This is a genomic window from Rhodococcus sp. SB1D, assembly GCF_048573875.1.
Taxonomy (GTDB): Bacteria; Actinomycetota; Actinomycetes; order Mycobacteriales; family Mycobacteriaceae; genus Rhodococcus_F; species Rhodococcus_F qingshengii.
In genome coordinates, this window is sequence record NZ_JBMAIQ010000011.1 from 184344 (window position 1) to 204592 (window position 20249).

The 20249-nt window shown below is 62.9% G+C and carries 22 protein-coding genes; 11 read left to right on the forward strand and 11 right to left on the reverse strand.

The window, feature by feature from the left end; translation table 11 throughout:
- Positions 1–444 (forward strand): SRPBCC family protein, encoded by a 444-nt coding sequence (locus ACN50D_RS23295; RefSeq protein WP_030536658.1) that lies wholly within the window; start codon positions 1–3, stop codon positions 442–444.
- A gap of 61 nt (positions 445–505) precedes the next feature.
- Here ACN50D_RS23295 and ACN50D_RS23300 read toward each other — a convergent pair whose 3' ends face one another.
- Positions 506–1462, reverse strand: coding sequence for a proline dehydrogenase family protein (locus ACN50D_RS23300; protein ID WP_064688029.1), 957 nt, complete (start codon positions 1460–1462; stop codon positions 506–508).
- A gap of 115 nt (positions 1463–1577) precedes the next feature.
- Between ACN50D_RS23300 and ACN50D_RS23305 the strand changes: the two genes are divergently transcribed.
- The gene (locus tag ACN50D_RS23305; protein ID WP_228232358.1) at positions 1578–1982 is read left to right on the forward strand and encodes a hypothetical protein; all 405 of its coding nucleotides are present in this window, start codon (positions 1578–1580) and stop codon (positions 1980–1982) included.
- Between the two features lie 9 nt (positions 1983–1991).
- On the opposite strand, the gene ACN50D_RS23310 is transcribed toward ACN50D_RS23305, so the two are convergent.
- The 4 genes from ACN50D_RS23310 to ACN50D_RS23325 all read right to left on the reverse strand — a co-directional run bounded on the left by ACN50D_RS23310 (position 1992) and on the right by ACN50D_RS23325 (position 6099).
- Positions 1992–2807, reverse strand: a complete 816-nt coding sequence (locus ACN50D_RS23310; protein WP_212634044.1) for a siderophore-interacting protein — start codon at positions 2805–2807, stop codon at positions 1992–1994.
- Between the two features lie 144 nt (positions 2808–2951).
- Entirely contained in the window at positions 2952–4190 is a 1239-nt protein-coding gene (locus tag ACN50D_RS23315; RefSeq protein ID WP_212634045.1) for an HNH endonuclease signature motif containing protein, read from the reverse strand.
- Positions 4191–4282: 92 nt separating this feature from the next.
- Positions 4283–4900, reverse strand: coding sequence for a response regulator (locus ACN50D_RS23320; RefSeq protein ID WP_003943536.1), 618 nt, complete (start codon positions 4898–4900; stop codon positions 4283–4285).
- The gene (locus ACN50D_RS23325; RefSeq protein ID WP_003943587.1) at positions 4897–6099 is read right to left on the reverse strand and encodes a sensor histidine kinase; all 1203 of its coding nucleotides are present in this window, start codon (positions 6097–6099) and stop codon (positions 4897–4899) included. Before ACN50D_RS23325 ends, ACN50D_RS23320 begins: the two co-directional genes overlap by 4 nt.
- A gap of 114 nt (positions 6100–6213) precedes the next feature.
- Here ACN50D_RS23325 and ACN50D_RS23330 point away from each other — a divergent pair, with 114 nt between their 5' ends.
- The 3 genes from ACN50D_RS23330 (at position 6214) to ACN50D_RS23340 (ending at position 8549) form a co-directional block, all read left to right on the forward strand.
- Positions 6214–7260, forward strand: a complete 1047-nt coding sequence (locus ACN50D_RS23330; protein ID WP_042920776.1) for an ABC transporter permease — start codon at positions 6214–6216, stop codon at positions 7258–7260.
- Positions 7257–7997 (forward strand): ABC transporter ATP-binding protein, encoded by a 741-nt coding sequence (locus ACN50D_RS23335; RefSeq protein ID WP_003943539.1) that lies wholly within the window; start codon positions 7257–7259, stop codon positions 7995–7997. Before ACN50D_RS23330 ends, ACN50D_RS23335 begins: the two co-directional genes overlap by 4 nt.
- Before the next feature lie 111 nt (positions 7998–8108).
- Positions 8109–8549: a PAS domain S-box protein gene (locus ACN50D_RS23340; protein WP_003943598.1), complete on the forward strand. Its 441-nt coding sequence runs from the start codon at positions 8109–8111 to the stop codon at positions 8547–8549.
- Positions 8550–8555: 6 nt separating this feature from the next.
- Here ACN50D_RS23340 and ACN50D_RS23345 read toward each other — a convergent pair whose 3' ends face one another.
- Positions 8556–9182 carry a TetR/AcrR family transcriptional regulator gene (locus ACN50D_RS23345; RefSeq protein WP_003943606.1) on the reverse strand — a complete coding sequence of 209 codons (627 nt, stop codon included), beginning with the start codon at positions 9180–9182 and terminating at the stop codon, positions 8556–8558.
- A gap of 51 nt (positions 9183–9233) precedes the next feature.
- Here ACN50D_RS23345 and ACN50D_RS23350 point away from each other — a divergent pair, with 51 nt between their 5' ends.
- The gene (locus ACN50D_RS23350) at positions 9234–10205 is read left to right on the forward strand and encodes a hypothetical protein (RefSeq protein WP_212634046.1); all 972 of its coding nucleotides are present in this window, start codon (positions 9234–9236) and stop codon (positions 10203–10205) included.
- Here the strand turns inward: ACN50D_RS23350 and ACN50D_RS23355 are convergent.
- The 5 genes from ACN50D_RS23355 to ACN50D_RS23375 all read right to left on the reverse strand — a co-directional run bounded on the left by ACN50D_RS23355 (position 10152) and on the right by ACN50D_RS23375 (position 15296).
- Positions 10152–11444 carry a YcaO-like family protein gene (locus tag ACN50D_RS23355; protein ID WP_212634047.1) on the reverse strand — a complete coding sequence of 431 codons (1293 nt, stop codon included), beginning with the start codon at positions 11442–11444 and terminating at the stop codon, positions 10152–10154. The two genes, ACN50D_RS23350 and ACN50D_RS23355, sit on opposite strands and share 54 nt — an antisense overlap.
- Positions 11441–12781: a YcaO-like family protein gene (locus ACN50D_RS23360; protein ID WP_212634048.1), complete on the reverse strand. Its 1341-nt coding sequence runs from the start codon at positions 12779–12781 to the stop codon at positions 11441–11443. The genes ACN50D_RS23355 and ACN50D_RS23360 overlap by 4 nt, the downstream gene beginning before the upstream one ends.
- On the reverse strand, positions 12774–14204 hold the full coding sequence (locus ACN50D_RS23365) for a CocE/NonD family hydrolase (protein WP_212634049.1): 1431 nt from the start codon (positions 14202–14204) through the stop codon (positions 12774–12776). Before ACN50D_RS23365 ends, ACN50D_RS23360 begins: the two co-directional genes overlap by 8 nt.
- Positions 14201–15013, reverse strand: coding sequence for a hypothetical protein (locus ACN50D_RS23370; protein WP_212634050.1), 813 nt, complete (start codon positions 15011–15013; stop codon positions 14201–14203). The genes ACN50D_RS23365 and ACN50D_RS23370 overlap by 4 nt, the downstream gene beginning before the upstream one ends.
- A gap of 94 nt (positions 15014–15107) precedes the next feature.
- Entirely contained in the window at positions 15108–15296 is a 189-nt protein-coding gene (locus ACN50D_RS23375) for a streptamidine-related RiPP repeat protein (RefSeq protein WP_003943543.1), read from the reverse strand.
- A gap of 92 nt (positions 15297–15388) precedes the next feature.
- On the opposite strand from ACN50D_RS23375, the gene ACN50D_RS23380 reads away from it, so the two are divergent.
- The 5 genes from ACN50D_RS23380 to ACN50D_RS23400 all read left to right on the forward strand — a co-directional run bounded on the left by ACN50D_RS23380 (position 15389) and on the right by ACN50D_RS23400 (position 20248).
- Positions 15389–16648, forward strand: coding sequence for an MFS transporter (locus ACN50D_RS23380; protein ID WP_042920631.1), 1260 nt, complete (start codon positions 15389–15391; stop codon positions 16646–16648).
- Between the two features lie 84 nt (positions 16649–16732).
- The gene (locus tag ACN50D_RS23385) at positions 16733–17800 is read left to right on the forward strand and encodes a FecCD family ABC transporter permease (RefSeq protein ID WP_042920630.1); all 1068 of its coding nucleotides are present in this window, start codon (positions 16733–16735) and stop codon (positions 17798–17800) included.
- Positions 17797–18591: an ABC transporter ATP-binding protein gene (locus tag ACN50D_RS23390; protein WP_192712834.1), complete on the forward strand. Its 795-nt coding sequence runs from the start codon at positions 17797–17799 to the stop codon at positions 18589–18591. The genes ACN50D_RS23385 and ACN50D_RS23390 overlap by 4 nt, the downstream gene beginning before the upstream one ends.
- Positions 18588–19568, forward strand: a complete 981-nt coding sequence (locus ACN50D_RS23395) for an ABC transporter substrate-binding protein (protein WP_054188694.1) — start codon at positions 18588–18590, stop codon at positions 19566–19568. Before ACN50D_RS23390 ends, ACN50D_RS23395 begins: the two co-directional genes overlap by 4 nt.
- The gene (locus tag ACN50D_RS23400; RefSeq protein WP_192712835.1) at positions 19565–20248 is read left to right on the forward strand and encodes a SagB family peptide dehydrogenase; all 684 of its coding nucleotides are present in this window, start codon (positions 19565–19567) and stop codon (positions 20246–20248) included. Before ACN50D_RS23395 ends, ACN50D_RS23400 begins: the two co-directional genes overlap by 4 nt.
- Position 20249 lies beyond the last annotated feature (1 nt).

Here is a 20249-nt window from a genome sequence, read left to right on the forward strand (position 1 = left end):
GTGGAAACCGCCAGCGCGTACATCGAGGCAACGCCGGTATCGGTGTGGAAGGTTGTCAGCGACATCGAAGGTATGGGTCGCTTCAGTCCTGAAAATACCGGTGGAACATGGACTTCCGGAACTCCGGGCACTGTGGGTGCAAAGTTCAAGGGCACCAACAAGCATGGTCTGATTCGGTGGAGCACGCACTGCACGGTGGTCGACGTGGTCGACTGCCGGAGGTTCTCCTTCGAATCGGACGAGCCGAAAGCGCGGTGGACCTATGTGCTCGAGCCTTCGGGAACGGGCACCGTGCTTACCGAGACTCGTGAGATCTATGCGACGCCAGCGCTTTACGTGCGCATGATGTCGGGTAGCGGCCTACTCGGTCGGGGTCGAGATCAGCTGATGCAGACCGGAATGGAAACCACCCTGGCGCGCATCAAGGCGTTTCTGGAGAGCTAGAAACTGACACAAGTGGGGCTGCACTCGATTCGAGTGCGGTCCCACTTCTGTTGTTGGAGATCTAGTTTGCAGTGCTGATGAGCGCAGCGTCGATGAGCGCGGTGTAGACACGCTCCGGTTCTTCGGCGATGCGATTGAGTACGTACAGCCACCACTGTGTTCCGAAGATGACGTATTCGCGTGTGGTGAAGCCCGCTCCTCGGAGTGCGTCCAGTTGCTCGGTGCCGAGGCCGAGCAGCATCTCGAACTCGACGTGCTCGCCTCTGAGCTTCGAATCATGTTCGGCGCGTAGTGCTTCGAGGATGTCGCGGTCATGTGTCGCGATGGAGACCTGGTGACCCGAGTCGACGATTCGGGCTGCGTAGTCGAGATACGCGCTGCGCAGTTCGGCACTACCGCGTGGGTAGGCGACGGACTCGGCTTCGAGGAAGGCGCCCTTTACGAGACGGATGCGACCGGGTCGGTCCAGCAGAGCGGTGAGATCCTTTGCCGTGCGGTGCAGTCGGGCCTGAACGGTGATCCCCACGTGAGTGAACCGCTCGGCCAGTCGCGCGTGCATGTCGAGGACCAGGTCGGTGCGGTCGGACGCTTCGGCGGAGATGATCAGCTCAGCACCGGCGCGTTCAGTGGTCTCGGCCAGGCGCACGACATTGCGAAAGCACTGCTCTGGATCGATCACCAAGCCGATGTGCGAGAGGTCGAACGACACGGTGCTGTCGACGCCCGACGTTCCGATCCGTTCCGCCAATTCCACGAACACATCGGTTTCGGCGTTCGCGAGTTCGGGATCCCGGACGCTTTCCCCGGTGTATTCGATGCTCGCCTTGTGTCCTCGCGCGAAGATCGAGGGGAGTCGGTCGAAAGCGTCGTCGATGGTTTCGCCGCCGATGTAGCGAGCGGCGACTTTCCGTGCGAGTGCTGCCGTCGCAGCGTCCGCCATGGTGCGTTCTTTCAGGGATTCGTCGAGTGCGAGGCGGCGTAGGGCGTCCGCGGCCTGGGCTTGTAGATCCGTGTTCACGGCTTCAGCGTATCCGGACGAGGGTGCGGGAATTATTCTACGAACTCTTGCGTTCGATCTATTGTCGATATATCGTCGATACGTCAAACAAACACAGACAGTCCAGGAGGACAACATGTACGCCCCACACAACAACCCAGAAATGCAAGAACGTCGCGAGCATGGCCGCCGAGGCCCGCATCGTGGACACGGTTTCCGTCGAGGATTCGAGGGCGAGCGACCCGAGGGTCGCTTCGAAGACCGAGCAGAAGGACGCCCCGAAGGCCGGCGCGGTCGACTTGACCAGCGCGGACACGGTCGGCCTCACTTCGGTGAAGCCGGCGCAGCGCTCCGTCCCGCGATGGGCCTACTCCGAGGTGCCGCTGTCGCGGTAGCCGCAGGTGGGACCGCCGAGCAGGTAGCCAAGGCCGAGGCAATTCTCGCCGAGGCACGCCGAGCACTGTTCGAGATGCTGGCGGAAAAGCCGGCTGACGCGCAGCAGGCTCACGCAGAATCTACCGCCACGCTGCCGGCAGAGTGATCACGGCGCTCAGGCGCCGACGGTGACTTCCTCGCTGTTCATGCCGGAAACGTGGCCGTCGGCGCCCTCTCGCCAGTACCCGACAACATTGTGCTTGTCGCGAGCAATTCCTCGAACTTCCCTCAGATGCTTACGAATGCGACGGCTTGTTGCGCTTTCGCATGCCACCCACGCGTAGATGTCGGCCGATTCGGATTCGGGAAACTCGACCTTCTCCACAGCCTCGAACAGTGCGCTCGGCGCCTTTCCGAGGCCACTCCCCACGAGCCACGTGTACGTGACGTCGCCGCGAGTGACAAATTCCTGTCGATCCTCTTCGGTTTCGACCTCGATGATCGCCTGTGCGACATCGCCTTCACGAAGTTCTTCGACAATCCTGCCCAGTCCGGGGAGACCCGTGGCGTCTGCGACCAGCAGCTGCCAGCGAGGACCCGCCGGTGCTTGGTAGTGGGACCGCGAACTGTCCGACCAGAAGACGCCTAGTAGGTGACCTGGTTCGGCCCGCAGGGCCCAATCCGCTGCAATACCGCCAGGGTGCACGACGAAGTCGATGTCCAGACGTCGGCCGCCGTCGTGCACCTTGCGCACGGTGTAGTGCCGCCACGGTGGCTCGGTTCCGAGATCGGTCTTGCCGTAGTCGGGATTGTTGAAGTAGTCGTATTCTGCTTCTGTTTCACCGGGTTTCGGGAACGCGAGGTCGATGCGCTCGTCGCCTTGTCCGCCGGTCGGCCAGTGCCAGTCGCCTTCTGCCTCGATGCTGATTCGCCGCATGTGCGGGGTCAGGGACGTGACGGTGACAACGCGGGCGGGTTCGCAGAAAGACATGCCTCGACCCTATGGGTCCGGCGTGTCGAAGTGGAGACAGATGCTGTCGCAAGACGGACATCGAGCGCAGCTGAAAACGCCAGCGTATGCCCCGGGGCATGATTCTTCCCCGGTGCACACGCTGGCCTTTTCAGTTATGTCGGTTCACGCCGCTGTCGGTGGGCTGTTCCCGCCGATCGGCTGTTGATACGGATCAACCGACATCGGTGGATAGAACACCGATTTCCGATCCGGGCCGATCTCCACCCGCCACTCCGTGTGGTGCAGCGTCCGGTGGTGATGACCGCACAACAAGATCAGGTTGTCGAGATCTGTTGGGCCACCATCGTTCCAGTGAACAATATGATGGGCATCGCACCACCCCGACGGAGTTCCGCACCCGGGAAACGCACACCCGCCATCACGAACCGCCAACGCTCGCCGCTGCGGCACCGTCGCCGTTCTCGCTTCCTTACCGCAGTCGAGCGGAACACCATTCTCATCCAACAAAATTCGCGTGACTGTGCAATCGCAGGCCAACATCCGGGCAGTGTCGATACTGATCGGGCCCACCCAATCCGTCCACGCGAAACCCAGTTCCTGAGTCGACGGCAACATATCCTTCAATGCTTTGAGGTCGGTCATGTCTTTCGCCGACGCAGTCACCGTGATGTGCGGTTTCACCCCGCCCTCGATCGGACCCAACCCCGCCCGCTCGTACCGCCGCAGTAGTTCGCAAAACCCGTCCGCACGTCGTAGCGCCGGCGTACGGGTGTCCTTGACGCCGTCATTCTCCGGCGTCGGCGCAGACAGGCTCGACAGCAACGTGATCAGACGGGCCCCGTTCACCGCATCCAGGTCGCCCTTCACCGACACCCGCCCGTACAAGCCTTTCGAGGCGTAGAACTCGTTACGCTCCGAATCCTCACCGACCGGGACCCCGTCCTCACGCTTGCCGTACTGCTTCTCGATCCGCCGAATCGCCGCCCGCACCGCATCACAATCGGCGATGTTCTTCGACGCCAAACCCAACAGAATCCCGCGGGCCTTGTCCACATCCGCCAGGGTCATGTTCTTCGGCGGATGCTGACAAAACGACGCCACCTGCCGCGCCTTCAACGCATCAACATCCCCGCGGTGAAACGCATCCGCGACAACAGGTTCGAGCATCAACAACCGCGCCAACCCGACCAGCAGGCTGCACTCACCGATCTCCAGATTCGTCGAACCATGCAACCACTGTGCGATCGCCCGAAAACCCTTCCCGCCGAGAACGTCCCGGGAAAACATCTCCACGATCAACAACACCATCCGCGACTGCAACTCGTGCCGGGCGCGCACCAGGTCCAGAACCTCACCCTTGAGGTCCTCGCCATCCAGTTGCCACGCATCCCGACCGCCCATACTCAAAGTTTAATCGAACAAAGTTTCGAACACAAGAGAATCGCAGGCGAAAATTGCTGCTGTCCAGCTACTTTCGACAATTCGGGCAAATGTCATATCGAACCCAGCTCCCGCGCACGAGCTACCGCCGACGTCCGCGACTTCACTCCCAACTTGCCGAAGATGTGAACCAGGTGCGACTTGACCGTGGTCTCACTCAGGAACAGTTCTTTGCCGATCTCTCGGTTGGAGCGACCCGCCGCCACCAACTTCAGAACTTCGATTTCCCTTGGGCTGAGGCTGGTTTCGGGTTTGCGTACCCGAGTCATGAGCTTCGACGCGATGGCGGGGGAGAGAACGCTGTCCCCGCTCGCAGCGGCGCGGACGGCTGACAGCAACTCGACCGGTGGTGTGTCCTTGAGTAGGTACCCGCTGGCCCCGGCCTCGACAGCGCTCAAGATGTCTGCATCCGTGTCGTAGTTGGTCACAACGAGTACGTGCGGCGGATTCGGAAGCGCGCACACCGCGCGGGTGGCGTCGACGCCCGTCTTCCCGGGGCCGAATCGCAGGTCCATGAGCACGAGGTCGACCGGCGTGGTGGCGCAGAAGGCTATGGCTTCCTCGGCGGTGCCCGCTTCGCCGACTACCTCGATGTCGGCTTCGCTTTCGAGCAGCGCTCGTAACCCGGCGCGCACGATCGCGTGATCGTCGGCGAGCAGCAGGCGGATCACGGTTCGCCGACTTCGAGAGGAAACGTCACTGCGACGGCCGTGTGTCCCGGCTCGGACTCGATGGAGAAAGTCCCGCCCTGCAGTTCGACGCGCCGGCGAATTGCGTTGAGGCCAAAAGATTCCGCCGGGCCACGTTCGAGAACTGCCACGTCGAAACCGCGACCGTTGTCGACCACGTCGAGGCTGACGGTGTCATCGGAATAGGTCAGTGTCACAGCCATTCTGGTTGCATCGGCATGGCGGAGAACATTGGACACCGCGCCCTGAGCGATGCGTACCAATGTTGCTTCGAGGGGCATCGGCAGCCGCACTGCCTCGCCTTCGACCACGGAGCGCGCTTCCAGTTCAGGACTGCTCGCGCGTTCGCAGATTCGACGAAGCGCGTCGGCGAGCGACTGACCGTCCAAGGCCGCGGGCGTCAATTCGGCTATGAGTTGGCGGGTTTCGGCAAGACTGTCCGCGGCAGTTTCCCGTGCGAGGCTGATCTGACGGATGGCCGGGCTGTCCGGATCGGCGCGTTCGGCAGCGTGAAGGAGCATCTGGATGCTCGAAAGTCCTTGGGCCACGGTGTCGTGAATCTCGGCGGCGAGTCTTTCACGTTCCGCGAATTTTCCGGCATCGCGAGACGTCGACGCCAATTCTTCACGAGTATTCATCAACTCGTCGATGAGACGACCGCGCTCGGCTGCCTCGCGGTACAGCGCTTGATATCCGAGGCCGATTGCAACCGCTACGGCAGCGCCGATGATCGGGCCGACGGCGCCGGCAATCGTCCATCCACGATGCAGGCCGGTGCCGACCACGGCGACAGCCGTTGCCGCGGTGACGGCGAGAAGACTCCAGGGGCGTCGCAGAATATGGAGATAGAGGAAGAAGAGTCCGAACGCGAGGTAGGCGGCGTCGGCGGATACCGCCATCGTCGCGATCCAGACGAGGGTCAGCACGGCCAGCCACCAGCGGGCAGCGTTGCCGCGCAGCCTTTTGGCGACCCCGAAAAGATAGACGGCAACAAAGATCACGGCCAACGCGATGATTGTTGCGGTCAGGTCGGATTCGTCGATCAGCGCTCGAAGAAACACCACACCGGCCAGCGCCATGACAAGGACATGCAGGCCCAGTTGTAGGCCGGCGAAGACAGGCGTGAGCGGAGATCGGTGCATCTCGCCCAGCTTAGCGAGGTTCGGGCCTGGTTCATCCATCAAAAGTTGTAAACCGGGATGGTTCTTTCGAGCGCTGGAATGTCGATCCGAGGTGCGATGGAAAGAGTCTGCATCCGCGAGAGCGTAGAGGCAAGCACAGGAAAGGAATTCACAGTGTTTGTCGCAATGAGGGACTTACGGGCAGCGCGAGGTCGTTTCGCGCTGATCTCCGTCGTGGTTCTGTTGGTTGCACTTCTGGTCAGTTTTCTCAGCGGGTTGACTGCAGGACTTCGCCATCAGAACGTGTCGGCCATCGAGGCCATGAATGCCGACACGGTGGTGTTCGCCGACACCGGAGCCGGGGCGTCGTTCGACGAGTCGGCGCTCACGCAGGACCAGGTCAACGCTTGGACCTCCACGTCGAAGGACGTCGATCCCATCGGAATCGGTCGCGGGAAAGCGGGATTGGCCGACGGAAATCAGAAGTCGGTGGCCCTGTTCGGCGCTGATGGCGGTTTCGGTGACGTGACGCCGTCGGCGTCAGGCACTGTGGTGTTGAGCGAAGGTGCCGCCCGCGAACTGGGGGCGGGCGCCGGCGATCAGGTGAGCGTCGGTACGAAGCAGTTCACCGTCAGCGCCGTTCGCGGTGACGACTGGTACAGCCATTCGCCCGTCGTCTGGATGACGCTCGACGACTGGCAGGCGGCCAATCCACGCGGCGGAGTTGCGACAGTACTGGCTGTCACCGGAGCCTCTGACGCTTCCGCAACGGACAAGGCGGCTGCGACGACGTCGACGACGGTCAGCGGTTCGCTCGACGCGATCGGTTCGTACAAGTCGGAGAACGGGTCGTTGACGTTGATGACGCTCATGTTGTTCGCGATCTCAGCCCTGGTGATCGGTGCGTTCTTCACGGTGTGGACGATCCAGCGAACTCCGGACATCGCGACGCTGAAAGCGCTCGGTGCGACTACCGGTTCGCTGGTGCGCGACGCACTGGGTCAGGCGCTCATCGTTCTGATTGCCGGTGTCACCGTCGGAATCGGGCTGACGGCCGTGGCCGGATCGCTGATCGGTGACGCCATGCCGTTTGTCCTGGACGCATCCACCACCGTCGTACCTGCCGTGGCATTGATCGGGCTCGGTCTGCTCGGCGCGGCCTTTGCACTTCGATTCCTCTCGACCACCGATCCACTCACAGCATTGGGGAGCGCACGATGACCATGACAACCGGCACCACAGTTCTCGACATCCAGAACGTCGATCTGACGTTTCCCGATGGGCAATCGCGGGTGACGGCGCTGGACGACGTGTCTCTGCGACTGCACCGCGGCGAGATCGCCGCGATCACCGGGCCTTCGGGTTCGGGTAAGTCCAGCCTGTTGGCGGTGGCGTCGACGCTGATCCGTCCGGATTCCGGGCACGTCTATCTCCGGACGCCGGAAGGCAGCACCGACATCGCTGCGCTGAGTCGGCGGGCGGCGTCGGAGCTGCGACGCTCGTCGATCGGCATCGTCTTCCAACAGTCGAACCTGGTGTCTTCGCTGACTGCACTGGAGCAGCTCGAGGTGATGGCGCATCTGGGGCAGTCCGTGTTCACGTCACGGGCCCGTCGCAAGGCCGTGAAATCAAAAGCGATGGATTTGCTGGACGCTGTCGGGCTCGCGGATCAGAGCGGAAAACGGCCGTCCCAGCTGTCGGGCGGGCAGCGACAGCGCGTCAATCTCGCGCGAGCATTGATGAACGATCCGCAGCTTCTCGTGGTCGACGAGCCCACGAGTGCGCTCGATCAGGAGCGCGGTGCCGCTGTCATGGATCTGATCATCGGGGTGGTGCGGGAACGCGAGGCGGCAACCCTTCTCGTGACACACGACCGAAGTCACCTGTCTCGGATGGATACTGTCTATCGTGTTGTTGACGGTTCCTTGGCGGAGGATCAGGAGGCGCTCGCGGCGTGACTCAGGCGGGCACGATTCGGGCATTCGTCACTGCATCCGGGCGGGAAGTCAACCCGCGATTTGCTGGGCAGTTAGACTGTTGTCGACTCGGGCAACTTGAGAGGACGTGTTATGGAACGCCGCCGCAACGTTGCGCAGCCGCCACAATCGCCGATTGCGGATCTGGAGCAGATGCCTGCCCTGATTCTCCTCGACAGGCTTCCGGTGCCGGTCATGGCCGTTCACCGCGACGGCAGCATCGTTTTTGCCAATCCGTCCTTCGCTGACATGCTGGGATATCCCAAGAAGGCCGTCTCGGCGTTGCGTTTGCAGGACATCCTCTACGACAAGGATGCCGACGACGTCAGTGCAGAGCAGGCCCATCGTGAACTGAGTTCCGAGCCGGGCTCGGTCAAGGAGTTCGTGCACTCCGACTCCACGTTGGTGCGCGCGACGGTCAGCCAGTCTCTGCTCCGACGGGACGACGACACGATCACCCTTGCCGTCCTCCACGATCTGACGGAGCGCCTGTGGAACAACCCACGGCACATCGACGACAAGCCCACCAAGTAATCCCAGCTACTTCCGGGATTTGACGGTTCGGTCCAGGCCGAGGGTGGCGGCAAGGGTGTTGACCACCCATTCTTCGTACTGTTGGCCGGTCCAACCCGCGCCGACCACGAGGTCTGTGTAGGTCTCGGGACTGAGCAGCGTGAGTGCGACGTTCACGGCTGTTTCGAGGTCGACGGTTGGCGCTTTTTCGACGATGCCGACCATCAGATGTTCCTGCACCGTGCGTCTCTGAGTGCGGTTGATTTGCCACAGACGGGCGGCGTCCTCGTCGGCGGAAGCGGCGGCCCGCAGTGCCAGCAGGATGTCTGCGGTGCGTTCCAGAATGAGCCGTCCGTGGTGAACCTGAATCCGGAGTTGCCCGAGTGGATGTGGGGCGCCGAGTGCTGCCGCCACCCACGGACGGTCGAGAGTTGCCGTCTTTTCCTCGTCGCCCGCAACGGCCACGTCGAGCAGTGCTGACAGCACGCTCGGCTTGTTGCCGAACACGAAATAGACACTCTGCACCGACACGCCCGCCGCCGCGGCAAGCTGCTTGATCGTGGCGGCCGCGTAGCCGGGATCGACAAAAACCTCACGCGCTGCCTCGATGATCTTGCGCCGCGCCGACGTGTCTTCCCGAAGAACCTCAGTCATGATTAGAGTCTAACTCTAGAGTCGAACTCTAGCGACTCGGGAGGCGAAGTAATGACGAAGGTTCTTGTACTCGGTGGCTACGGTGCCGTCGGGATTCCCCTGATGAAACAACTCGCGAAGGTCCCCGAAATCTCCGCGTACTCCGCCGGCCGTGACCCTGCCCGCGCGGACGTCGTCGTTGATCTTAAAGAACCAGGCGCGTATTCGACTGTGGTTCGAGACTTCGATGTCGTGGTGAATGCGTCGGGTTTCGAGGATGTTCGCCTGGCCGACGAAGCGGTACGCGGTGGGGCGGCATTCGTCGACATCACGGCGACCTCGAGCTACTGCGAAGAATTGGAAGCGGTCGACGGACCCGTTCTCATGGGCGCCGGGTTGGCGCCGGGATTGACCAGTGTCCTTGCAACCGAGGCGCATCGACTCGGCGACGGACCCGTGGACATCCTGATCGGCCTCGGCGGTGGAGAACTACACGGGCCGGCCGCAACGGCGTGGACGTACGGGATGTTGGGCACGAGGTTTCCTGATCCCGACGGACGATCGGTCCGCAACTACACCGGGATGAAGACGTTTCGAATACCGGCCGATGCGACCGGCTACCGCACCGGTCCTGCTGTGCGGGCCGACTTTTCGGACCAGCATGCGTTGACGCGAGACCTCGGTGTTCCGGTCAGGACGTACCTGCGATTGGACACGTCCACCGCGACGCTCGGACTTGCCGCCATGACGTGGGCACCCGCGCTACAGAAGGTCGTGCCGAAGAAGCTGTGGGGCTCGGATCGTTGGGTAGCGATGGCCCGAGCGGATACCGGCCCGGCGCTGTGGGTTTCGGGGCGTAGCCAGTCGGTCGCGACGGCAGCTATCGCCGCGCGCGCCGTGCAGGTGATTCGGGATGCCGCGATCTCGAAGCCGACGTGGTTCCACGCGGTGGAAACCACCGAGTCGTTGCAAGCGGCGGTTCCCGAACTGTCAGTGCGGCAATGGGATGGTGCGAGCCGATCGTCCGGCAAGACTGTCCACTAGTCGGGGCGAGCCGAGAAACGGCAATCCGGCGGCCGCATTGGTGAGACAACCGGGTACGACGACGCGGACGACGTGCAGGCCGGCGTGGAGAACATCAGTTGTGGTGAGATCGACCCATGCCGGCCGGAAACCGGCTGCCGTCAGAGCGCTTTCGGTGCCGGCGGCTGATGTCAGAGAGTCGAGTCCCACCTCGCCGACGACGGCACCGACCAGCTCACTCTCGAATCGTGCTTGGATCTCCGGGTCCAGGTGAAGTTGCAAGTGGCATCCGTAGTCCATCACGTCGGCAAAATCCGATCGGTAGGCGCCTGCATAGCTTCGGTCAGCTCGCCAAGGCGCAAGCGGACTGGTCGGGGAGGCCGCGGCTCGACCGATGCCGCTCTGCGGGTTGTCGTAGTCGGCGGAAAGCAGCTGCAGCTGAAGCGCTTCGCCGAGTGACTTGAACGCAGCGGTCTGGGCGTCTTCGTGGCAGGCGGTACCGATGGTCGAGTATCCGGTGAGTCCGTCGTGGATGAGGGCGCCGAGCACCGGGATCCCGAAATCGCTGTCGAATGACAACCACCTGGTCGAGAGGGTGCCGTGATTCCCCAGTCGCCGAAGCACCTCGGGAATGCCGGTGACGACCCGAACACCACGCCGCCCGGTCCAGGACAGCGTCATCGCGTCTCGTTCGACTATCTCGCGCAAGGCATTGTCGATTGCGAACTTCACCGAGGGTCCGGCGGCGAGACCCGCCTGAGCTACCGGAGAGATCGCCGGACCCGTCCGGGCGACGAAATGAGGATACGAACCCCAGACGAGTTCGGCCGGTACCCAGATATCCGAACCCGTGATCAGGTCGGCTCCGCGAGTCCAGTCCATCTCCAGATCGTCGGTTGGTTCGACGAACGGGAACTGTGGCCGCGCGCACTGGGCGGCGTCGAAACGCGCGAGTTGTGACAGGTCGATGCTTGCTCCCATCAAGGCATCGGCCGACCCGCGGACGATCGGTTTGGCGACGATGTTGCCGCAATATCGTTCCACCGCTTCGCCTATCGCAGCTGCGGTAGGCCGCGCACGGTCACCCAGATCGAAGCAATATCCGGCGCCGGCCGAGTCACTGGACCAGGGTGAAAAGCGTGCTGAATCACTGACATACGAGTGAATCAGCTTGAACTCGGGCGGAAAGTGCTGGGGAACAACGGCGTCGACCAGCTCTCGAATGATCCCAGTTCGGCGGTCGACGAGCGAAGATGTCATGCGAGGGGGACCGGCAGATGCAGATGGGTGGTCGATGCGCTGGTCAATCTGCTACCTCCAAGAAGGGGAAAGGCTGCCGGGGCGTTGTTGTACAGGCCCGGAGTCAGGATGCGGACGACGTGCAACCCGGCAATCGAGATGTCGCCGGTGGTGAGATCGACGGAAATCGGCTGGTGTCCCCGTGACGTCAGAAGCGCTACGAGAGAAGCCAGATCCAACGGCGCTTCGTCGGGAATCTCTGATACCGAGAGTGTTTCGGTATAGTCGAAGAGATGTTCCTCCGCGGCCAGGGCCATCGTGGGATCAAGATAAAGCTGGGCAACGGTCGGCAGATCGACGACGTCTTTCCATTGCGGATCGAACTCGTCCCGGTAACGACGGTCGGCCCGAAAGGGTTTGTACAGATGCGCCGGCAGCGTTCCGTCCGCCACGCTGCGCCAGGTCGGCCCGTCGGGGTCGGCGAGGTCGATCGTGATGGCAAGTACGGCATACGCCTCGACAAGCGCCTTCGAGACTGCCGCCTCCATCGTCGGTCGACAAGCTGTGCCCAGCGCGACCAATCCACGTCGGTCATCGCGGATCCACACTGCGGCGACGGGAATGCCGAAGGGGGAGGGAAGCAGCAGCACTCGAACGCTCCGGGTCTGGCTCTCCAGATCCCCGAGTTGGCGGTGCGCAGGCAACCGCTCCCAGTCGGAAAGCTCGATCGCCGGCTGTGACCGGTCCCCGCACCACCACAGCGCGGTGGCATCGCGTTCGAGAAGTTCCAGCAGAGCTGACATCTCGGCCTCGTCGCGTGAGCGTCCCGCTGCGATTCCGGCGTACTGCAACGACGCAATCGGTGGCTCGCAGCGACGGGTGCCTGTGTAGTACCCGAGATAAGTCAGGGCCGCAGGCACGTAGGTGGGCACTTTCTCGTCCATGGTGTGACCCAATGCCCAGCGAATGTTCAGATCAGAGGTGAAGGGAACAAAGGGGAATCCGGGAAGGCGGTACTGATCCTCGCTGTACAACGCAAATTTCGCCGGATCGACGACCCGTGAGCCGGCCAGTTCCAGCGCTGACGCACTGCTGCGGACCAGATCTTCGGGGACCACGTTGCCGCAATATCTTTCGACGGCCTCACCGGTTGCCGCCCCGCGGGCCGCTGCATCGTTGCGTATCGAAGCCCCGAATCCGTAAGGGTCCGCGCGAAACAGTGAACCGCTGCCGCCGAAGTTTCTGGTGTCGGCCACCCTCGCGGCCCAACCGACCCAGCCTGTCGGCATGTCCGAGCGAATGTGTGGTTCCAGTGAGGTCAGCACGCCGCTCCGGTCGTCGACCAGCAAGTCATCCACCGGCAGTTCCTCCGCGTATCGGCAGGGTCAACGACCCGGAAAATGATTGGTGCAGTGCGGTACTGCGTGTTCCTCGATAGCGATCACCGTCTCCGAGATTGCGTGCGAGTCGTGGGAAGTCCGAGCCGGCGATCCGCAGCGTCAAGACATCACCCGCGCGCACAGTGTGCAACACGGGATCCAGATCGATTGTCACCATCGTCGGCTGCAGGCTGACACCCGCGCCCCGTGCGATCGATCTGGTAACTCCAGCGGGATCGACGACGCTCAGTTCGGCGATCCAATCGGCTTCGCCCTCGGGTGAATACACTTTCAGCTCCACCGATGGTGTTCCGGAGAGTACGGAGTCGTGCTTGATATCGAAAGTCAAGACAACACAGTTGTTTCGGTCCCGTGAGGCGTCATACAGGAAGCTGCAGGCCGCATCCTTCCGATCTGGTTCGAGATGAACGCGATTCGCACCCGTGACAAACGGTTCGGTCGACCATTCGCCGACACCCCGGTCGAATACCCGATTGATGGTCAGGGGCCGCGCAGCGAATACCGATTCCATCCACTCGACCTGAAGGCGGCCGAAACTTGTCTCGCCGACCATTCCAGGGCGGAGGTCGTGCGCCCAGGGGCCCACGATCAAACTCTGCGGCCCGCGCCCAACGGACGTGAAGTGCCGCAGTGTCTCCCGAATCATCGCATCGTCCCAACCGCCGATGTGCAGCCCGGCGATGTCGAGTTCGGAGAGTTCGTCCGCGGACACCAGATCATCGCCACCGAAGTCTTCGCGTTTACGAGCGCGAAGGATCGGCGTCAACCAGCCCGGTGAATCGGAGGTCAGGCCGACCTCCTCGATCATCGACTGCACCGGGAGATGTTCCAGCAAAGACGAATCCGAACGCATCAGTTCAGGGATGAAACCCTCACGAGAGGAAGACGAATCTCCGTGCTCGCCCCACCACGCCAGATGCTCGGCGAGGAGAAGTATCCCCGAGGGATCACGTTTGACGCGGTCGCTTCCGATGGTCGGCACCTTGGAGACGACGCCGTCTACACGAAATGACCGATCGGCGCTGTTGGTCTCGGCAGCAAATGCCCAGGCGGTTCCGGCCGCATACGAAGCCCCGCTTGCGATGACGCACTCCGGTGTCCACGGCTGATCCTGCAGCCACTCGGCAAGGGCGGCGCTGTCCTCGCGCTCGTGGACGTAGGGTTCCCAAGATCCGGTGGAATCGTGCCGTCCACGTACGTCCTGACAGATGAAGGCAATTCCTCGCAATCGCCATTCGATCCCCTCCGCCAGATGCCATCCACGCCCGTACGGGGTGCGGATCACGATCAGTCCCCGCGGTGAAGAATCCGGTGGGAGAAGCACATCCGTAGCCAACGAAGAACCCTCTGCCGCCGGGATCTTCACTCCGAGTGAGATCACCGGAGCGTCGGCGAAGGCTCGAGAACGCCGCCCGGCAGAGGTAGCACGGGATGGCGAGTCATCATGAGGGTTCGCGGATTCATCCGGATCTGGTGGTGAAGGTGTGATGGCGGTGCGCCATGTACACCAGCCACGACGTCCGAACATGCAAGCGCACTGGCCATTGCGGCTGCGGTGGGTGAAAGTTCGAGCGGGCGAGGTTCGCTGCCGGCGAGGTGATTCCACAGTGCCTGCAGATGATCCGGGACGCGCGACGCAGCAAGCCGTCGACCGCAGACGTCCCGGTAGCTTGCGCTGCCGATACCGCCGAAGAAGGGTCCGATGCAGATCTCACCCAGCTCCGCGTGGACGCGTTGCCACGGTGTTTGGTTTCGGCGGCACCAGGTATCGAGTTCCGACCACTCGTCGTGAGGAGGAGCACCGGCAACCGACAGTACGAGGTCCGACGACGCAACGTCGTCTTCGATTGGCGCAGTGGTGGATACGACCTCGAGATGCGGAAGAGCCTTGGAGAGCAGGGCGATGCAAGCATCGGCAACGGGTCCGATCCCGTCCATCAGCACACGCTGTGGACCCGGAATCTCCGGCGCTTGACCCGGAACAACCAGCACGCCGCGAGAGACGAGGGCGTCGGCGATCTCGATAGCTCCCGGGCCGAGCACCGAACCAGAGCGCCTGAGAAAGTTGTCGAGTTCCGCGAGGTCTTCGGCCGGCGCGCCGATCGTGACCGCGTTCTCGTCCGGTGTCAGGTAATGCCAAACACCGTCCGGGGTCGGATACAGCTGGTGTCCGTCGGCGAGGGCGTACACGGATCTCCTTGTCGGTGCCCGCACCCGACGAGTCGGATGCGGGCGGGGTCATCGGCAGATCAGACTGTCGAAACAGTCTGGATCAGGGGAGGTTTCAGCTCTGGAAGCTGAACGGGTTGTCGACGAGGGCGTTGGTGCCCACACCCTGCAGGGCGTGTGCGGACGTTGCCTCGGCAACCGGCTCGAAGGTAAACGGGTTGTCGACGAGAGCGTTGGTGCCGACGCCCTGGAGTGCATTGGCCGGAGCCGAGTTGGAGACGCTGTCGAACGAAATGTTGCTCATTGTCATCCCTTCCGTAATGGAAACCATTTCCATTACGATGCCACCGTACGAAAGATCGCCACGGAGAGCAACAGGTACAAGAGAGTGCATACATGAGCGAGACCCCGACGACGGGATCCGTCGAAGCGCAACCACATGTCTTTCGGGACAGATCGTTTCGATTGTTCTTCACGGCTCGTACGATTGCCGTAGCCGGTGCGGCGGTCACCGGAGTGGCCATGCCGATCCTGGTGTTCGACATCAGCCGGTCTCCGTTTCTCACCTCGCTCGCGGCTGCGGGGACGGTTCTGCCGTATCTCGTGTTCGGCTTGTTCGCCGGCGCCGTGGCAGACCGAGTCAACCGGCGGACGGTCATCCTGTGTGCGCAGGCCGTAGCTGCACTTGCTTTGGCGAGTATTCCGGCGGCGCAGGCACTCGGCGTATTGACGGCGTGGCATGCCGTCGGCGTATCGATGTGCATCGGAACGTGTTTCGTGTGGTTCGACGCCGCTGCTTTCGGAGCGCTGCCTGCTCTGGTCGGTCGGCAGAGGATACCGGCGGCCAACAGCGCGCTGTGGACGTCCAGCACGCTGATCGATGTTGTCTTTCCGGCGATAGCCGGCGTGCTTGTGGCCTCGATCGGCCCGGCCTACGCATTGGGTGCTGATGCACTGGCTTACGTACTGGCCGGGCTGGCCATGGCCTCGATCGGAGCCTCGTTTTCGATTACTCCTGCGGCGCCGAAGAAGTCGGGAACCGGAATTGCGCGTGACATACGCGAAGGCCTCAGCTTCCTCTGGCGGTCGCCGCTTCTGCGAGCCTTGACCGGCGTCGGCTTCGTCAATTCCCTGACGCAGGGTGCGGTTACGGCGCTCCTGGTGGTGTACGCATCCGAGAGGCTTGGGATTTCGACGTCGAGTCCGATGATCGGCGCCGTGTGGACGGCCGTCTCCGTGGGTGGAGTGGTCGGGGCGCTCGTGCTTCCACGCCTACCGGCGCAGTGGCCGGTCGGGGCGATCACTGTCGGGGCGCTGACCATCGCCCCGGTGGTGCTGTTCGTCGTTGCGACAACCGGCAACACCGGCGCCGCGATCACGGCGCTCGTCGTCTACTCCGGCTGTGCGACCGTCACCATCCTCAATGGCATCGGTGCACGTCAGCGCCTGACTCCGGATCGTCTGCAGGGGCGCGTGAACACCACGGCGAGGATGGTCGCCTGGGGTGGTTCGCCGGTCGGCGCCTTGATTGCCGGGGCAATCGCAGGACGCTGGGACATCGGCACCGCCTACCTCGTTGCGTGCATCTTTGCGCTGGTCGGGGCGCTCTTCGCGTGGGCGAGCGCGCTGCGGACCGACCCTTATCCGCACAAATGAGCATGTGACTATTAATGAAAACGACTGTCGTTATGGTTAGATCCACCTGTTCATGACTGCGAACCCCACCGACTCAGGAGTGCGATGACGCTGACCAGCGAGGCAGCACCACGAGTGCCGTCGCGTCCACATCCCGTCGGCGAGCGCGGGTACGTCCCGTTTCTGTTGGCCACGGCGGTTGTGCTTGTCGCGGTCTCCACCGTCGCGGTGTGGTCGGGTGCCGCGTCGGTGTCCTTTGCCGACGTGTTCGCGGTGTTGTACGCACACGTCGGCGGTCCGCCGGTCGACCCGTTGCTCGATCGGATCGTGTGGGGATTGCGGGTACCGCGCATTCTGATTGCGGCATTGGCGGGCGCCGGGCTGTCGCTGGCCGGCGCCGTGCTGCAAGCGTTGGTGCGCAACCCGATTGCCGATCCGTACATTCTGGGCGTGGGTTCCGGAGCATCCTTCGGTGCAGTACTGATCATGACGACCGGCATCGGCACCGGCCTGTCGATCGGTGTCCCGGTGGCAGCCTTCCTGGGGGCCATGGTCTCCCTGATCGCGGTTCTCGTACTGGGTCGGCGAGAGGGAATGCTCGTCCCGCTGCGCATGGTCCTGGCCGGAGTTGCCATCGGCTATCTACTCTCGGCTGCAACAAGTTTTGTGCAGTTGCGCGCCGATCCGAGTCAGCTTTCGGGAGTGCTCTTCTGGTTGCTGGGCTCGGTGAGCGGGGCCAGTTGGTCGGATCTCGGTGTGCCCGCCGCGGTGATCACCGTCTGTGCGGCAATTCTGTTGACACAATCGCGCCAACTCAACGCGTTGGCCATGGGAGACGAGAGCGCGCAATCGGTCGGCGTGGACGTGCGCCGTACCAGGTTGCTACTACTGGTGATCGCGTCGTTGCTGACCGCGGTTGTCGTATCCGTCGCCGGGGGAATCGGTTTCGTGGGGCTGCTCGTGCCGCACGCCGTACGACTTCTGGTCGGTTCCGATCACGGCAAGCTGCTCCCCGCGACCGCGTTGGTTGGTGCCACCTTCCTGGTGATCGTCGATCTTGCGGCTCGGATGTTGGATGCGCCCAACGAATTACCACTCGGGATCATCACCGCCGGATTGGGTGCACCGTTCTTCCTCTGGTTGCTTCGACGGGACGGCGGTGCGCAGTCATGAGATTGTCGGCCAGCGGAATTCACGTCGTTCGGGGCGGACGCCTCGTGGTTTCGGGTGTAGACCTCGAAGCGCCCGAGGGAAGCGTGGTCGGACTCGTCGGACCGAACGGCAGTGGAAAGTCCTCCCTCCTTCGCGCGTTGTATCGCTCGATGAAGCCTCGAAGCGGAATCGTGAAGGTGGACGAGGTGAATGTTTGGGACGATCTCTCGCCTCGATCGGCGGCACGCATCATCGGTGTTGTGGGGCAGGAGCATTCATCCGATTTCTCGTTCAGGGTCCGCGAGGTGGTTGCAACGGGTCGGACGCCGCATCACAGCGCGTTCTCTCGACTCGGCGAGATCGACCGAGACATCGTCAGCGCAGCACTGATGCGAACCGGTATGCAGGGCTTTGGATCACGTCTCTTCGCCGAACTGTCCGGCGGAGAAAAGCAGCGTGTGATGTTGGCCCGGGCGATCGCTCAACAACCGTCGGTGCTGGTCCTGGACGAGCCCACCAACCACCTCGACATCCGTGCTCAACTCGAATTGATGGAATTGGTCGCCGAACTCGGTACCACGACGATTGTCGCGATCCATGAACTCGCCTTGGCCGCAGCGTATTGCGACTACGTCTGTCTGCTCTCCGGCGGGGTAGTTGTCGCGACAGGACCAACGGCCGAGGTCCTCACCGAGGACCTGCTGTCCGAAGTATTCGGGGTTCAGGTGCATCTCGGCACTCATCCGTTGACCGGGCGCCCCCTGCTCTCGTTCGCCCCTCCGCTCCTACACACGAAAGAAGCAGTGTCTTGAAATCCTCGATACGTACTGCCGCGCTGTTGTGCTCGGCCGTTACCGCCACCGCAGTACTGACCGCATGCGGAAACTCCACGGCGGATTCGGCGGCGTCGTCGTCCGAGAAGATCACCGTCACCAATTGTGATCGCGAGGTCACGGTGCCCAAGACGGCGGAGCGGATTGTCTCGCTGTATCCGTCGATGACGGAACTTCTCATTCAGCTCGGCGCCGCCGACCGCATTGTCGGACAATCGAATACCGACCTCTCTCCTCCCAGCCCCGAACTCGCTGATCAGTTCGCGGCCGTGCCGGTACTGAGCACCGGAGTTCCCGCGAAAGAAGCATTGCTCGACGCCCGTCCGGATCTGATCGTCTCCGACGGGGAATACTGGTTCGACGGTGACCGATTGCAGACCATGGACGAATTGCGTGACCTCGGCATCCCGATCTTCGTGAACAGCGGCTACTGCCACAAGGCCGTCACCGAGGGGCGGATCGACGACGTCTGGTCCGACCTCGACGGTCTCGGCGCCTTGACCGGAACAAGTGAGGCGGCAGCAACCCTCCTGGCCGACGGCAAGAAGTCCCTCGCAGCAACCGAGGCATCTGTCGCCGGGCAGGAGCCGGTTCCCACTGTGATGGTTCAGGTTTCGGAGGGACAGTCCTATGCTCTGGCCAGGGGCCTCTACAGCAGTGTGCTCGAGGCCGCCGGGGGAAGCAATCTTTTCGAGAACGACCTTCCCGACGGAAAGTACTTCGGCCAGGTAGCCACGGAATCGGTGCTCGCGAAGTCGCCGAAGGCTGTCCTCGTCGTCTACTCCACCGAGTCGGCTCGGGAATCCACCCTGGATGCTGCGCGGACGGCATTTGCCGGAACCCCCGCCGCGGCGTCGAATGCGATCTTTGCCGTTCCGGAGGCGTGGTTCGCCGGCGAGTTGGTCTCGATCGACGGGGCCGGCGAGGTGTCTCGCCTGCTGCACCCGGGTTCGTGACCGCACTCGAGCGAATCGAGGCCGTCGTATCGCTGCATGCAGTGTTGGACCGGACGGTGAGTCCGTCGGAGCTACCGTTCGACGAGCACGCACTGCCGCCGGTGACGTGTGAATCCGTGGAACTGCCGGCCGCGACGCCACTGCCGGCCTGCGGGTTCGCGGACGTCTTGCAGGCACGACGGAGCCGCTACGACCCCGCACAGACGGCACTCCGAGCAGGCGAGCTGTCAAACATGTTGCACCACAGTGTTGTCAGCAGCCCGACGGCGGGCGGGATGTGCGAACTGACGCTGTCGTTTGTTCTCAGCCGACCCGGAGACGAGCTCGGAGCCGGGGTATACCGATATGCCCGAGGCCGCGCCGAAGCTGTCCGGCCAGGCGACGTGCGAGAGCACCTTCGAGCGAGCCTTCTCCAACCCGAGTTCGTCGACGTGTTCCCGGTTCTTTTGTTTGTGGTCGCCGACGTTGAAGCGCCGCTCGAGAAGTACGCGATGCGGCACTACCGCACGATGCACGTGGATGCCGGTGTGCTGGTTCAGAATCTGTACCTCGTGACCGAGGCGATGGGACTTGTGGGCTGCGCCATCGCAGGATTCACGGATGCGCGAGTGGCATCTCTGTTGAATCTCGCGACGACGCAGCTTCCCGTCATGGCTTTTGCCCTCGGGAGGCGCAGCTAGG

Coding starts and splice junctions, on each gene's coding strand:
- ACN50D_RS23305 (WP_228232358.1), top strand. CDS start 1,578: ATGTACGCCCCACACAACAACCCAGAAATGCAAGAACGTCGCGAGCAT.
- ACN50D_RS23310 (WP_212634044.1), bottom strand. CDS start 2,807: ATGTCTTTCTGCGAACCCGCCCGCGTTGTCACCGTCACGTCCCTGACC.
- ACN50D_RS23315 (WP_212634045.1), bottom strand. CDS start 4,190: ATGGGCGGTCGGGATGCGTGGCAACTGGATGGCGAGGACCTCAAGGGT.
- ACN50D_RS23325 (WP_003943587.1), bottom strand. CDS start 6,099: ATGGATGAACCAGGCCCGAACCTCGCTAAGCTGGGCGAGATGCACCGA.
- ACN50D_RS23335 (WP_003943539.1), top strand. CDS start 7,257: ATGACCATGACAACCGGCACCACAGTTCTCGACATCCAGAACGTCGAT.
- ACN50D_RS23340 (WP_003943598.1), top strand. CDS start 8,109: ATGGAACGCCGCCGCAACGTTGCGCAGCCGCCACAATCGCCGATTGCG.
- ACN50D_RS23345 (WP_003943606.1), bottom strand. CDS start 9,182: ATGACTGAGGTTCTTCGGGAAGACACGTCGGCGCGGCGCAAGATCATC.
- ACN50D_RS23350 (WP_212634046.1), top strand. CDS start 9,234: ATGACGAAGGTTCTTGTACTCGGTGGCTACGGTGCCGTCGGGATTCCC.
- ACN50D_RS23355 (WP_212634047.1), bottom strand. CDS start 11,444: ATGACATCTTCGCTCGTCGACCGCCGAACTGGGATCATTCGAGAGCTG.
- ACN50D_RS23375 (WP_003943543.1), bottom strand. CDS start 15,296: ATGAGCAACATTTCGTTCGACAGCGTCTCCAACTCGGCTCCGGCCAAT.
- ACN50D_RS23380 (WP_042920631.1), top strand. CDS start 15,389: ATGAGCGAGACCCCGACGACGGGATCCGTCGAAGCGCAACCACATGTC.
- ACN50D_RS23385 (WP_042920630.1), top strand. CDS start 16,733: ATGACGCTGACCAGCGAGGCAGCACCACGAGTGCCGTCGCGTCCACAT.
- ACN50D_RS23390 (WP_192712834.1), top strand. CDS start 17,797: ATGAGATTGTCGGCCAGCGGAATTCACGTCGTTCGGGGCGGACGCCTC.